This window comes from Acinetobacter sp. WC-141, from assembly GCF_000313935.1.
Lineage (GTDB): Bacteria > Pseudomonadota > Gammaproteobacteria > Pseudomonadales > Moraxellaceae > Acinetobacter.
On the sequence record NZ_AMSS01000051.1, the window covers coordinates 1 to 14,688 of the forward strand.

General features: G+C 37.1%; 12 protein-coding genes and 1 pseudogene. 3 read left to right on the plus strand and 10 right to left on the minus strand.

The features are described 5' to 3' along the window. Positions 1-1,198: 1,198 nt before the first annotated feature. The 5 genes from ACINWC141_RS10540 to ACINWC141_RS19605 all read right to left on the minus strand — a co-directional run bounded on the left by ACINWC141_RS10540 (position 1,199) and on the right by ACINWC141_RS19605 (position 5,072). Positions 1,199-2,464, minus strand: coding sequence for a type II toxin-antitoxin system HipA family toxin (locus ACINWC141_RS10540; RefSeq protein ID WP_000934717.1), 1,266 nt, complete (start codon positions 2,462-2,464; stop codon positions 1,199-1,201). Beyond that, entirely contained in the window at positions 2,464-2,769 is a 306-nt protein-coding gene (locus ACINWC141_RS10545) for a helix-turn-helix domain-containing protein (protein WP_000366814.1), read from the minus strand. The genes ACINWC141_RS10540 and ACINWC141_RS10545 overlap by 1 nt, the downstream gene beginning before the upstream one ends. Positions 2,770-3,688: 919 nt before the next feature. Beyond that, entirely contained in the window at positions 3,689-3,946 is a 258-nt protein-coding gene (locus ACINWC141_RS10550; RefSeq protein WP_004726728.1) for a hypothetical protein, read from the minus strand. Between the two features lie 349 nt (positions 3,947-4,295). Further along, positions 4,296-4,892: a putative adenosine monophosphate-protein transferase Fic gene (locus tag ACINWC141_RS10555; protein ID WP_004826955.1), complete on the minus strand. Its 597-nt coding sequence runs from the start codon at positions 4,890-4,892 to the stop codon at positions 4,296-4,298. A 12-nt stretch (positions 4,893-4,904) separates the two neighbouring features. Then, positions 4,905-5,072 (minus strand): YhfG family protein, encoded by a 168-nt coding sequence (locus ACINWC141_RS19605; protein WP_002125865.1) that lies wholly within the window; start codon positions 5,070-5,072, stop codon positions 4,905-4,907. A gap of 274 nt (positions 5,073-5,346) precedes the next feature. Here ACINWC141_RS19605 and ACINWC141_RS10560 point away from each other — a divergent pair, with 274 nt between their 5' ends. The 3 genes from ACINWC141_RS10560 to ACINWC141_RS10570 are packed head-to-tail and all read left to right on the plus strand — an operon-like array spanning position 5,347 to position 11,368. Further along, a complete protein-coding gene (locus ACINWC141_RS10560) occupies positions 5,347-5,811 on the plus strand; it encodes a hypothetical protein (protein WP_000911011.1) in 465 nt (154 codons plus the stop codon). 12 nt (positions 5,812-5,823) lie between these two features. Beyond that, positions 5,824-8,163, plus strand: coding sequence for a hypothetical protein (locus ACINWC141_RS10565; protein ID WP_002058482.1), 2,340 nt, complete (start codon positions 5,824-5,826; stop codon positions 8,161-8,163). Between the two features lie 4 nt (positions 8,164-8,167). Beyond that, positions 8,168-11,368 (plus strand): tyrosine-type recombinase/integrase, encoded by a 3,201-nt coding sequence (locus tag ACINWC141_RS10570; RefSeq protein ID WP_006582679.1) that lies wholly within the window; start codon positions 8,168-8,170, stop codon positions 11,366-11,368. 325 nt (positions 11,369-11,693) lie between these two features. Here ACINWC141_RS10570 and ACINWC141_RS10575 read toward each other — a convergent pair whose 3' ends face one another. The 5 genes and pseudogenes from ACINWC141_RS10575 to ACINWC141_RS19610 all read right to left on the minus strand — a co-directional run. Next, the gene (locus ACINWC141_RS10575) at positions 11,694-11,912 is read right to left on the minus strand and encodes a hypothetical protein (RefSeq protein WP_000550047.1); all 219 of its coding nucleotides are present in this window, start codon (positions 11,910-11,912) and stop codon (positions 11,694-11,696) included. Between the two features lie 4 nt (positions 11,913-11,916). Then, positions 11,917-13,212, minus strand: a complete 1,296-nt coding sequence (locus ACINWC141_RS10580; RefSeq protein ID WP_001190352.1) for a Y-family DNA polymerase — start codon at positions 13,210-13,212, stop codon at positions 11,917-11,919. Positions 13,213-13,226: 14 nt separating this feature from the next. Further along, positions 13,227-13,853 (minus strand): LexA family protein, encoded by a 627-nt coding sequence (locus ACINWC141_RS10585; RefSeq protein ID WP_000038641.1) that lies wholly within the window; start codon positions 13,851-13,853, stop codon positions 13,227-13,229. 110 nt (positions 13,854-13,963) lie between these two features. After that, a pseudogene (locus ACINWC141_RS10590) lies at positions 13,964-14,464 on the minus strand (SOS response-associated peptidase); the annotation flags it as partial. 42 nt (positions 14,465-14,506) lie between these two features. Beyond that, positions 14,507-14,688, minus strand: a 182-nt coding sequence (locus ACINWC141_RS19610) for an IS3 family transposase (RefSeq protein WP_155757892.1), incomplete at its 5' end; no start/stop codon positions are given.

A 14,688-nucleotide genomic window follows, 5' to 3' on the forward strand; every position in this document is an offset into this window, starting at 1 on the left:
ATTGGCTAAAGTTACTGCACTGATTATCAGTCGAGATGTCGTTATTGATTATGCCTTATACGGAACTCCAGAATTAGCCCTCGTTGCGAACAACAAAGCAGAAATCCTGCAGTTCCGCGGACGCTGATAAGTAGACAGATTCCTGACACGGAATACTATAACTGAGGTCACCTAAATAGGATGCATAAGTTGTGTAAGTTACGCCACTTAAATAAGTTAAGGCGCTAAAGCGATAAAAGCTACATGATGGCCAGTACTGAGCACTGGCGATCTAAGTCAATGCTGCAGTTCTCATCATCATTGGAATAAGTGGACAAATTCCTGACACGGAATACTATAACTGAGGTCACTTAAATGGGATGCATAAGTTATGTAAGTTACGCCACTTAAATGAGTTGAGGTGCTAAAGCGATAAAAGTGGCACTGTTGGAAATATAGATTTAAGTCGATGATTTTTCCTTTAAAAAAAGTACTTAAAGACGGCTTTGTTGCACAAAGCTGTTTGTAAGGTCTGATTCAGCAATATAATTTCCGAATGAAGAAGCCAGCAACTAAAATCTACCGTACAACGAATTGGTCCGCATATAAACTCAGTGCGAGAAACTTTCAGAGCCAAGTGAATGAGATAACACTAAATATAAAAAAATGGAAGAATAATTTACTAAGTTATTGTTTTTAAGTTGATCCTTGTTTTATATGGGGGTGATAATAACTTCTGATTACTAGTTTTTACCTTAAATATACCGATTGAAAGATTCATTTAAAGGCTATGAATACATGAGTTTTACAGTTTGGCTAGGTCAGCATGAGTACTTTTCACAAGATTTAAGATCGACCATGAACGTGATTAAGTTATAGGGGATTGATGAAATAGTTTTTATGAATTTCTGGCTTTCTGGGCTGATTTTATCAAATTCATGTCTATGCAAAATTGCGACATATTTCTCGTGCTGGTAGTTATCCAGAGTTTGGTCTGCATCTATCCATAGTGCAGACCTTTTTTTGGTGACAGTTTTTTCTTAGTGATTTTCGATCTGGATGTAGTGATTTCACGTTTGCAGAATATATCTTGGCGGTGATCCATCTAATATTCGTGATTATAAAGAGAGCTAATTCACAGGTTCTACAGATTATGTAGCGACTAACTATATCAAAGTCTATTTGCAGTTGATGGTTGGCGCTTAGTTTATATTTACGCTTAGGTTTCAGTTAAAAAATCAATATTCTGTTGAATCCGTGATTGAATCATCTGTAGGGTAGATTCTCGAATTTGATGGGGATACAGGCGCTGCGCAATTTGACTAAATTGAAGTGCAATTTCACGCATGGTCAAGATGATCTCATCGACTTCTAGAGTAGTCAGATTAGCTTCTGAAGTACCGAGTTTATGTATGTCATTTCGGGAAATATTGAGCGCTTCTCCCATAATGTCCATTTGATGATAACCACCTGGACCCTCGCAGAAGGTCACATCATAGGCTGGAGCCAATTTCCATTGACCATTTTTCTCCATGAGAAATGAAAAGTTCTTAGTATGGTCATCCCGATTATTGAAAAGCACATTAAACACAGCACGTTTAAAAGCATGCAATCTTTCTCGTACATCTTGCGTACACATCAAGGTTGCCCGGAGAAAATTGCGATAGTCTAGGCTACCTGGAACTTTATAGTCTGCTCCTGTATATGCAGCCAAACTCTGCATTGGAATCCGCATACCATTTTGACGATCGAATCGTTTAGAAGCAAAAGCCGTTAAACCATTGGGCAAATTAAAGAAATGGGTATCTGGAGTCTCAATTGCACAAAGTCGCAAACATTCTGCATAGACGGCTTCAATGGCGCAGACTTCAGGATGCTCTTGCTGAGCAGGAAACTTAATCAGCCAGGCTTCATGTTGATCAGAATCTTGAGTCGAAAACTCTAAATTGACAGGATCTCGGTAAACCAACGCTTTTGGTCTGGCACCTTGAGGGGAGCCACCCATGACCAATAAATGCTGTAGAAATTCACCACCTTCACCTTTGAGTACTTCTTGAACTTCCTGGGCCAGTTGTTGTAAAGGGATATTTTCTGAGGTTTGCATGTCAGCAACACAAGGTTCAAAGGAGAGGGCACCCATTGCGTGACTACTAATATAGGTCAGACGCTCCAAAGGTCCAATTCGTGCTGAATTTAAGCCAATTTTTTTGAAATATCGATCCATCAACATCATGCCCCAACCATCTGGTAAAGCGTCATAGACTGGACCTGGGAGTCCCATTTGATGAGTAGGAAAACCTTGTCTGAATGGTAGACCTTTTAAAGGCAGCAAGTAAGAAGAGAGCTCAACACCTTGCTGTATTGCTTCTGGACTATATTCAAAAGCAATGGTGGGTCTACCTGTCGTGGCTGTTGAACTAATCAGCGTTCCCCATAACCATGATTCGCCCCAACCGTTGTAATAAACATTAAGTCTATTGAGCATTATCCCTTCCTCTTAATACGGTGGCGCTTACTTTGACTCTCATAGCGAAGAATGTCATTCACACTGTTAAGCTGAGGTTTAAATAGTTCCTGAAGTTCGTTTAATCGACCCAAGACCATTGCAATACGGACTAAATTTTCAACAGATACATTTCGTCCCGCTTCAAGATTCGAAACTGTATTCACGCCGACACCAGCGCGTGCTGCTACCTCAGCTTGAGACATCTCCAGAAAGAGTCGTTGCTTACGTAAACGCTCACCTAAAAGAGTCACAACTTCTTCTGGTTTAGTGAAATATAAATCCATTAAATTGGGTCTTAAGAATGAATAATTTAATTAAATCACAAAATAATGGAATTAATCTATAGCTATAGTGTGGCTAAGGAGGGCTTTGTTGCACAGCACATCAGAAGGGTAGGTATAGTCCTTGGGTATCGGTTACAGAAAATCATCAGGATGTACTTTGACTGATTGTTGATACGGAGATTTCAGTATTTTCATTTTTCCTAATAGGTCACATTACTTAGAAAGGGTTCTTCGAAAATTAGTTCATACTTTAAAAATCCTATAAATATTGAGGATATTTTCTTAATGCTTTCAATATAGCATGCGGCTATATGTAACTCGAACGGGCTTAATCTGCCTTTCAGTATAAATTTTTTGGGCGTGAGAGGGGAGAGGTGTGAGGGCAAGCAATTTATATCGTGGATACTTCTAAATTACTTATGTAATAGAAGGTGGTAAACATGGATTTAGAGGTAATAACACTAAATATAAAAAAATTGGAAGAATAATTTATTAAATTATTGTTTTTATGTGGTTATTGGTGATGTTATGAATAATAATAACTTTTTCTTGATGAATTTTACCTAAAAAAATTGATCAGATAATTTTCTTTAAATGTCATGCATACATAAATTTGACAGTTTGAAGGGATCGGTATGTGCATTTTTCACAAGGTTAAAGATCGACCATAAATGTGATAAACGGCAGAGGATCATTGAAAAATGAATGGATTTAAACACTACATGTATGCACGAAAAAAAGTATCGCTGCGGTTCTGCTGACAGGCTGTATTGAGCATTGAATGCAAATGATGTAGTAATTGTCTACAGGCTATAGGACCAGCATGAAGAAGAATGAAATGTAGTTGCCAATTTATAACCTTGGTTGAAAAGCATAGCATTGTTATTCGGAGAAGTGAGGTAAGCCATCCTTCTCTTATTCATTTAAAATGATTCTTACTCAACTGATCTCGACTCATGGGCTGGTTCCAATTAGACGGATAATAACTTCCATCCCCTATCTTTTTCTTACCACATTTCTTGCATTTAATCCCTTCTTTGGAGATTTGATTCAGCATCACTGTTGTCGGTTGAATCAAATCAATGACATAGTTCGTTGGTTCAGGAAAAGCAGAAGAGGCTGCTTTATTGCAAAAGAGAACATTCGGATCAAATGGATTGGATTGCACAAAAGCCATGATACAGCCACAGAGTAATTCACCTGCATGTAATCTGTAACATCCATTCAGGTCATCAGACGAAGATTAATCTGAAATTTAAGCACTAAACGCCATAAATCTATGTATGGGCAGACTTTTTTGAGACATATGTTGATAAACATGCGGCAAGTTACATTGCTTAAAAGTCTATCTAAGTTAACGATCTATTCAATTCTGGATAAGTAATCTGAATATTACGATCCTAAATTACCCGAAGAGTATTAAGATTTCTAAGAATCGTGATTGTTGGTTTATTTGGGAAATTAATCAGTGGATTGAAGCAAAGATGATGGCTCATTAAGGATTGTGGGCTTCGACTACTTAAATTTTAGGTATTTTGAATAAAGCATATTTCAAAAATCTTAATTAATGGATTTAAATTACCATAAAAACCTTCAATATTGGCTTGAATCCATTGTTGTTGAGAGTCAATGCGAGACCAATCAATACCATAACCACAATGAGCAATCAGATGCTCAAAGAAAATCCGTTGTGTACGTCCATTACCTTCACGGAATGGGTGTATGACATTAAGCTCACAATACAAGTCGGCAAGTTGAGGAATCAGTTGTTGTGGTGCTAAGCCTTGAAAGTATTTTTTTTCTTGAAGCGTTTTGAGTAGTTTATTGGTTTCAATTTCAATACGGGAAAAATTACAAAAACGGGTGTCACCTTTGGAAATATCGATTTGTCTTAACTTTCCTGCCCAGTCGTATAAGTCGCCAAAGAGCTGCGCATGAATTGATTTTAAGTATTGTAAGTCGTAAGGTGGTTCAGCATATTCAATTAAGTTACTTGCCAATCCAGACAGTTCTAGTTCAGCTTGTTCTAAAATTTGTTCATCATGAATATTGAGTTTGTTCTTTAGGATATTTGTGCCAGGGTAACAATACAGGCTGTCACCCATTTCCCCATATTTATCCATACATGCACCTGACTAAGTTTCGGGTTGCGAATACTTCTTATATTTTTGCAAGATTTCAGCTTTACTTTGTTGAGTTGTTTGAGCTGTCGTTGTAATGCCTTCAAGCTTTAGGCTGGCTTGATAGTTTTGCGCACGTGTCGCTTGAATATATTTTTTTTTCTGTTCAGTGGTTCTGAGCATTTCGAAACTCCATTGATGCTACACGTGAAGTAAGTATAGCAGAGAATCTTTTTGATCAATGCTGCATACACAGCATTTCAAAATGTAATACAACGGTATTGTTTCATGTAATAACAGAAAACTAAAAAAAAGTGGAAGAATTTTTAAAATTTAGACCACCCATGATAAGTAAACCATATGTATTTGTTGATAATTGTAATTTTGAGAAAATTTAGTTGATAAATTAAATGAATTTTAATATACAAAGATATGCTCATTTTTTATATCGATAAAAATGTTAAAATTTGACTATTTAGTAAAAAATATAGAGATATTTATGGGGCAATTTATCATGCCCTTTTGCTTTGAGCGACAAAATGTTCAATTTAAGATAGTAAAAATTAACTCAGAACTACTGAAAATCAAAAAGATTAAACAGAGCCAGAAAGTAGTAGTACAAGCAAAGTTCAAAATAATCTATGTGAAAATTTGGCAAAAAATATTGCTATTAATGCAAACGGAGCCATGCTTACGTGTACATTCTAATTATGTTGCAATCTTACAGTTGATACATAATCTTGATGATTTTATCGAAAAATCACAGCAACACTTGTGCTTTGAGAGAAAAGCTCAGAAAGAGCTGGATGCTAAATTTTTTGCTAGATTTTTTAAGCTGACAAAGAGTTCAATAAAAGATCAACTTTTACCAAATTGTTCAGATCGTAATGAATTTAACCAATGCAATTTGATAAAAAATTAAGCGAAAGCGAATATGCCAAAGATTGAAACAGAAGAGCAATTCTTAGATTTAGCAGAAAAATTCCAAAAAGATTATTGTTTATTACGCAATCATGTTGTGAATACACAATTTGTCGATCTATCAGATGATTTACGTGAAAAAGCCCATGCTCTATATAAGGAAGCACAACAGATATATGGCTATATATCTAGTTCTAGACAATTAGGTAAATATTATTATCTAGCTTCTTTAAGTTATTTTGCATGCCCGACTACTAGTAATACTCAAGAGCTGTCGTCTGAACGTTATTTGATTCTACAAGCGAGTTTTTTAACATATCGGCAGTATCAAGAATTTGCAAAAATTGATAAAGCTGAGAATAAGCAAAAACATGTTTGTGATCTCTTTCGCTATGTATCACGATATGTTCTGGATTCTAATCATGCTGAATTATTTCAAGAATGCAGTGAGCTACTAAATCGCTATGTCATGTACGAACGTAACTTGAAAAAGGAGGATCGTAATCAACTTTTTAATATTAAAGATTTCAAACAAGTACAAGCCATAGAGTATTTATCGGCTCTATTAATAATTTTTAAAAGACTTGATGATCGTCGTGTTGTTCATCGTCAGCGTAAGTCAAAAAAAAGTAAAGTTTTGCAATGGCCGACGAAAAATGAACTCAAAAAATTTCGTGAAATTAAAACGGGTAAGCAAGTAGATATTGGACATAACGCAAAGATCAGTATTTATGATGCCGCTCTTCACAAAGATGAAGAGGGTGAAGTTGATCTATTAGATCCTGAAATGGAGTTTTATTCAGAAGATGAAAAGTCTAAAAATTTAAATTATATACTCAGCGATAATGCGACGCATCTAATGCGGCATCGCCAGCGCCGTCATGCTCCTTTTGTTACAAATCCACATTATTTGGCGCCAGATATACTGAAGCAAATTGTTTATGTGTTGAGAACCGAGTTATCCGGGCACTGGAGGGATGCTGCAATCGCTGCAGCATGTTTATTGTCACTTTTGACGGGATTATCACCCGTCGCACTGATGGATTTTAACGAGCTTATTCAAGATGGAATTTTGATCCAGAATGGTTCAAGTAGACGTCGCGAATATTTACTCAAATTAAATCTTAAAATTACAGAGCAGAAGATTAAGAGCTTAAATCATGTGCGGTGGAATGAAGTGATGACACATCAACTACATTTACCTTCTGCTTGGTTTGACTATATAGAACAAGCATCGAATCCACTAATTTCATCAACACACATTAATACGAAACTTAAGAATTGGCTTGATAATCGGTTTGTAGGTTCGATCACTGTAGAAAAACTGCAGGCTCAATTATATTTTCATATATATTATGAAACATATAATGAATATCTTGCTCATGTAATTGCTGGGCGGGATAGTCAGCATCACATGCCTGGTATCTATTATGGCGGGCTACCGAAAACTCAACTCAGTAGCACATATCTAGCCTTTTTAGAAAAAGCACTTACACCACATTCCACACATTTTACTGAAGACACGGCTGAACTAAAAATATTGCAACAACAATTCAAAGTGCAATCTGCATTATCTATAGGAAGGATAGGGAGCCAACTGGCACTTGAACCCAATTTTGTGAAAGAGCAATTCCATATTTTACATAGACATTGTCACGAAAACATCCAAGAAGATAAGCACATTATTAATCAACTTAATGCATATGCGTGTTGGATGTGGCATATCAGTTTGTTGAGTTTGGCAAGTCGGCCTAAAAAAAACCTGTTGGGGAATTTGGATGATTATTGTGTTGAGCTCAAGCTTTTATATGTGAATGATAAAAAAAATAGTAAAGCAAGAAAAGATGGTCGTTTTATCCCTTTATCTGATTTTTTCATAAAAACACTGCAAAATTACACTGCCTTTTTAGAACAAATTATTGAAGCGTACGGTTCATTTTTTAGACAAGTCTTTGCAAAGAAGAAGATAACTGTAAATGATCTTTTTGGTAAGGTCATTTTTAGTAAAGATATCTTGCCGATAACTGTCAAAGAATGGCAGAGCAGGAAAATTAAGTTAATCCCTTTATCGAGAAAATGGGTGAATTCATATATGCAAGGAGTCTTTCCAAAGAATATGTATTCGAATTGGTTACGTCATTTTGACATGAACTTTTTGATGCATGAGCAGCAAGAGGGTAAACCAGCATTAGCTTTTCACTTAATTCAGGCCCTGTATGGTCATGACCAACGTGACCGAGAGGCTTTTCATCCGCATTCTTCACTTATCCCGAATGTCTATGTACAGCAAGCCCGCCAGCAATTGCAAGATAATGTCAAATCTTTATCGATTAAACACTTAGAGCGAAAATAGTTGTATGCAAAAAATCAAAGAACTAATAAAACCACAACTAGATGATCTATTTGTTGATATTCATAAAATGGTGAAAAAGTCGCTAGATAGACAGCCTTCTCCACCTGAAGTATTGACGAAAGAAATGCAGCAAAAACTTGATCAGCAGATCGCTGAAAAATGGCATGACATTAAAGATAGTGTTGATTGTTTGAGTCAAAAGTTGAGCCGAGACGAACAATCAAAACTGATGCAATTTACTGAAGATGAATTTAATAAAAGAAGGAAGCAATTCAACCAGAATGTAGATAAAAAATCATACAGAATTAAGCTAAATCCACATACTAAACGGATCGTACTGCCTAGAAAAATTGAGAGTACAGAGTCACGGTTAGAACAGGGGCATCTACATATCCATGTACTTAAGGAATTAAGGCAGTATTGGCAAGATTCATTTGAATATTGGAATGAACCAAAGTACTTATGGGGAAATTTATGCTTAAGTTTTATATATATTTCAGGCTGTGCAGATGAACAGCATTTGATTGCTATTCAGAAGCAATTGCAGGAGGCCATTGAGCTTGGTACAGATCTGAATTGTTTTCGGTTATACCATTCGGACTACAAAAAAATCACTAATCCATTGTTACTACATTATCGTGTTGAAAACTCTCAATATGGCAACGATGTAGAACAGGGAAAGTTGTACCAATGGAAACATGTTTTTTTTAACCCATATGCGCAGTTCATTTTGCAATATTTAAAAAAGTTGAAAGCTACTCAGAAAGAATTTTGTCTGCAACATTCAGTTGAAGATTGTATTTTAGAAAGCTTGAGTAAGATAGGCAGGAAAAAAAGTCTTGGGGATCTGCAATATCAAATTAAACGCCGTGGATTTCGTGCATTTAATGATGTGCAAATGGTACTCGAATTTAATCCAAACCTCAGCATAGATATATTTTTGAGTAATGTGCTTCAGCAAGAGATTAATACTGTTGCTTTAAGGCCATCCGAATTTAGATTGCTGTGGAATAATGATTACAATCAAGTCACAGAACCAGATAATCGCCCTATTCATTTTGAACAAGAGCAGTTACTTCCTGAAGTTCCGACTGTTCAAAGCAAATTACAAACGATTCCGTATGAGTTGATGTTGTTTGGTCAAAAGAAACGTAAAGGTCAAAAAGTTGAGCGTTTAGATAAAAAGAGGAATAAAGAAGAACGCACGCTACGTTTTTGGCAAGAAACTAGAAGGGTGTTAGAGGAGAAGATAGTTGATGCTAATACAGAGGAAAAGTCTTTAATTGATGCTCAACTACGCTTAATTCACTGGTTAATGCATTTAAAAAAACGAGGGCTTCAATTATCAACTATTGAAAGCTACTTAGGATCGTTTGGCAAAGAATTTATATTTGAGATTTGGCTCAATAAATTAGATTTAAAGCAACAATCCATAGATGACTATGAGGATTTATATCGGCAGCTATTGAAATACAGCAGTGAACGTGATGAAAAAGCAGTTCAACGAGATTCGGTGAAAGGAAAAACCTCTCGTAAGATGCACCAAAGCGCAGAATACCGTTTTGGTCGCCTAAAAGATTTTCATCAATTCTGTATAGAGAATTATGATGCTCCAGGGGTATTGGTGCTACAGAATTCAAGTTTTAAGCATTTACAAATTTGCAATGCACGGCTAGTGAGTCCTTTGCTATTTGGCAAATTATTGGAAAAACTAGAAAATTTAAGTCAAGAGCCAACGGCATCAGAGTGGGTCGATCATCTGAGTTGTTTAAAGCTGATGTATTTACTAAGTTATAGAACTGGACTTCGATTAAATGAAGTTCGTTGTCTTAAAATACAAGATATTATTTGCCCAGAGCTACTTTATAAAGAAAAAGAAAATACAGTTTTTAATAATATCACGCTTCATATCCAAGACAATTCATATCGCCGTCTGAAAACGCGAAGTGCGAATCGTCAAATACCATTGAAAATTGCATTGTCAGAACATGAGTTTTTAGTAGTACAACGTTACATACAACATCGTTATGAGCAATATTTGGTTAATCAGCAGGATGATCTACTTTTTAGTGTGAATCATCGTGTATTAACTGATCAATGTATCAGCAAAATTACAGTAGATTTGTTTAGTCAAATATTAGGTATGCATCATGGCTTTAGTTTTCATACATTACGCCACAGTGCTGCTAACTATCTAGCAATAACTTTGCTCGGTTCAAAAGAAATGATCAAGACCTACACAGATTGTCCTTGGGTAAAAGCAAAAAAGATGAGGGATTTATTGTTTGGTATGAAAGCACGTGCTCAAGAAGAGATTATTCAACATAAATGGCAGGTGCTCGCCTCTTGGATGGGGCATAGCAGTATTGAGCAAACGGCTTCAAATTACCTTCATGTTTTGGATTTATTAGCAGTCGATCGAATTTATAATTCGCCGTGTATCATTTCAAAAAAAGTATTAGAACAGTGTTTTAGTCCAGTGAAGTCAAGTACAGACTACATAAACCTAAATCGTTATACTCAGCAGCAGAAATGGTTTAATTCTTATCAGCAAACACAGCCAGTTACGATGGCTGGCCGACAAGAAAAGAAGTTTAGTATAGAGAAGAGTACTCTGACACCTTTTCAACGTTTGATAAGTTTTAGAGAAGGTCGTTTAAGCGAAGATACCCAAGCTCAAGAATGGATGCAACGATGTCAATGGATGAGCACTAAATGGATGGATCGCCAAAAATTTAATTTAAAAACGAATTATGTTTATAGTAAGAATTTAGAAGAGAGTTGGTTTGATGAACTTTACGAAAAGGCTAAAAAACTGACTCGTCCAGATGAAATAATTCCTCTCCTTGATTTTCATTATAAAGATGATAGGCAGCAAGATGCACTGAAAGAAAAGAACATGGTTAAGGCGCTTAAAATATTATTATTATTTGGAAAACTGCGTAAGAATTTTCTACATTTTCAATGCCGAATGAAAGGTGATGAGCAACAAATTGTTAATTTTATTACTGGTATAGAGCCAATGTTAGGAGATCATCTGTATTTAGAAAAACAAAACTACCCAGTTAATTTGGATGCTCCTGAGCGAACCGTTAAATTTAGTTTTCAAAGAGTTGTCGGCTCTAACAAAAAAAATGTTACTCCGCTGGTTATATTTAATTTAATGTTAAAAATGATGCAAAAAGATGAACTCTGGTTGAAATAGCCTAAGCAAACTAAAAGGGGAATTGTTTAAAAATCTCTCTGGTTATAAGTAAACTGTCTTTATGAAAAGCATCATACTAACTTTGATTCATAATAAAGGGAATTTAAAAGCTTTAGCATCACAATTTGGTCACTGGATTTTAGACAATAGTGTAAAGATTAGCACTTTGGTAAATCGATGAGCTAAAGTGTTGTAGTCCAAACTCGATCTGACAATTACCCATTTTTTAGTGTGCCCGTCAGGTTAAATTTGAACTGAATTTTTCTCAGCCCAAATTCATTTCCAATCAAGTTATGTTTCAAGTGGCGTGCGAACACTGCACAATTTAATTCACGGTGCCTAAGACAGGTATCAACTTCGGACCAGCCATTCTAGCTTTGCTAATGATTTCCACCAGCTCATCATAAGTCAGTTCAAACTTATCCTCACTATCAAATACATAGACCATATTCTTGCCTTCATGTTCAGGTGGAGTAGGTGGTACAAATCGTTTCGGGATAAGAATTTGTGCGAGTTGTTCGTCAGTTAATTTAAATAAGTGCATGTTTTTATCCTACTCTTGGTAAGTCAGACCATTTGGTTAAATACGAAGGTGATCTAAGGTTTTGATTCATGTGCCATGTGGCTTCTTTATTGTTGGCAATGCCTAGCGTGACGAGATTCTTCCCAAACCGTTCACTGATGGCTTCGATGGCATCTGAAAGCCTTTCTCGCTCTTGCTTATGTGAATAGTCCGTGAATAGATCGGGCACAAACTTGGATTGATCTGTAATTTCGAGCAGCACGATTCCCGCCTTTTTATACTTAAAGCCTTTCTTAAATATCTGATCGATGCCTTTCATCGCGGCCTTGGTGATGAGCAGTAGATCATCCGTATGCTCATGCATTTGAACGACGATGTAAGGCGAGTAGCGCTCTGTCTTATCAAAGCGACTGGTTTGGATATACACGCCGATCATCTTGCAGATTGAGCCATCTTCCCGCATTCGTTTCACGGCTCTGGCCACATAAAGCCGAACCGAAGCTTTAATGTCATCCATTTCATACACTGGGTTGCCATATGAACGGCTGCTGATGATTTGCTTCTTCGCTACAGTATCATCACTAAGGTCAATACAAGAAAGGCCCTGTAGCTCAAGCACCGTCTTTTCCATCACGATACTAAACTGCTTTTTGATTTCTTTAGGATTGGCATTGATCAGATCCAGCACAGATTGAACACCCATAGTATTGAGCTTCTTACAGTTCTGTCTGCCTACGCCCCAAACCTCAGACACATCAACCTGCGCGAGTAGCGTTTCTGTAGAGCATGGGTCCATATGGGCCAGATTACAGACCCCATTGAAGAACTTGTTTTTCTTGGCGAGATGATTGGCAATCTTGGCTTCGGTTTTAGAGCGACCAATTCCAATACAGCAGGGTAGGCCTAACCAACGCCAAGCCTTAGCCCTCATGTCTTGAGCATATACAGTCAGGTCAAATAGATGCTCGTAAGCTGTGAGCTTCAGAAAGCATTCATCAATGGAATAGACCTCTTGATCTCCTGGTGCAACATAGTCCCCAAGCAGCTCCATAAAGCGCTTGGACATTTCGCCATATAAGGAGAAATTACTGGATAGCACCTGAATGTTATGTTGTTTGATCAGCTCTTTAATTTGGAATACAGGAACACCCATCTTGATGCCTAAGTCTTTCGCTTCCTGGCTTCTGGCCACGGCACAGCCGTCATTGTTGCTGAGCACAATGGTTGGGCGATCATTCAAGGCAGGATTAAACACACGCTCACACGAGACGTAGCAATTATTCACGTCGACTAACGCGAATATTTCATTTTCACTTTGCATGGTTATTCTTCTTTTTATGAGCGGTGATAAATACGCTTTAAATTAAAAGTCACCACACCCCAGATTGATATGGTCTGACTATCATCAGGAATGATGTGATTGTAATTCGAATTTTCAGCCTTCAACCAAAGTTCTGGAAGCGGATAATCTTCATCTCCAAATATTTCTTTGATTTCAGACTTGGACATCTTATTGGTGATCATCAGCCGCTTAATGGTTGAGGCATTGTCATCAATCAGGGCAACCACGATATCGTAATGCTTGGCTTCAATACTGCGATCAATAATGATTGGATCATTAATCTCTAGGCCAGCATCGAGCATGGATTCACTGTCTACATAGGCAATAAAAGTAGAAATAGGGTTGTGAATCAGGAACTCATTCAGATCGAGTGCTTTGTCTTGCTCATCCTTGGTGCTGAAGGCCGGACCTGCAGGAATACGCTCTAAAGAGACGGGAATAGATACTTTGGATTTGGGTAGGACAGCAGTAAGCCCTAATTTTTCAACAAGCTCATTTTGAACAGCGATTTGTTCAAGCACGGTGTTGATGGTAGGACTTGGTTTACCCTCTGGACCCATGAGCTCTTGTAAAGATGACCATGCGTCGTCAGAGAAGTAAATAGGCAACTTCTTAGACATGAGATACTCCTACGCTACGAGGCGTGTTTGGAAGTAGAATTTGTTTAAATAGGATATTACTAACAGCGTTTAAAATTCAAATTTAAAAAGTTGTGGATAAACAAGGATGCTCAGAATAAGACGTTTTGTTTCTGCTCATCGCGTGGAAATGTGACGAATTCATCGGGCATTTGAAAGAAATATTCATGCGCATGTTCATGATCGGCTGTTAGCCAGTCTTTTCTGTACTGTTCTGGAATAACGATGATGGATCGCTTCTCATCCTTCGGTGCATGGAATTGTTTCATAAAAGGGTGATGGTCCGAATTGATGGTCAACATTGAAAAGGAACGTACCTTATTGCCATTAATCACTGCATCATCATAGATCCCTGCAACAGTAAAAGGCTGATCATCTTTACGCTTGATGGTGTACCAGTGTGGCTTGCCATTGATGTATTTCGGCTCATAAAATTCTTGTACTGGGACTAGGCAGAACTTGCTGTACTTCCAAGCATGTCGAAAGCTAGGCTTATCTGCTACAGACTCAGTTCTGGCGTTATAAGTATGACTGCTGAACTTCAATTCTTTCGCCCAGCTCGGTAGTAATCCAAACTTTGCAATATCAAGCTCTGATATGTGCTGAATTAGCAGGAGACTTTCACTTGGGATATGCTAGGCAGCTAACCGATAAAAGTTCTCTGCTATTTGATTTGGCGTTTTAAAATCCAAACTCTTTTGAATTCTTCGCTGATTATAAAATAACACAATGTATTCTGTAATATCTGCTTTAGCTTCATCTCTGGTTTTATAGTTGCAATGATGCACTAATTCATTCTTGAGTATGCCCCAGAAAC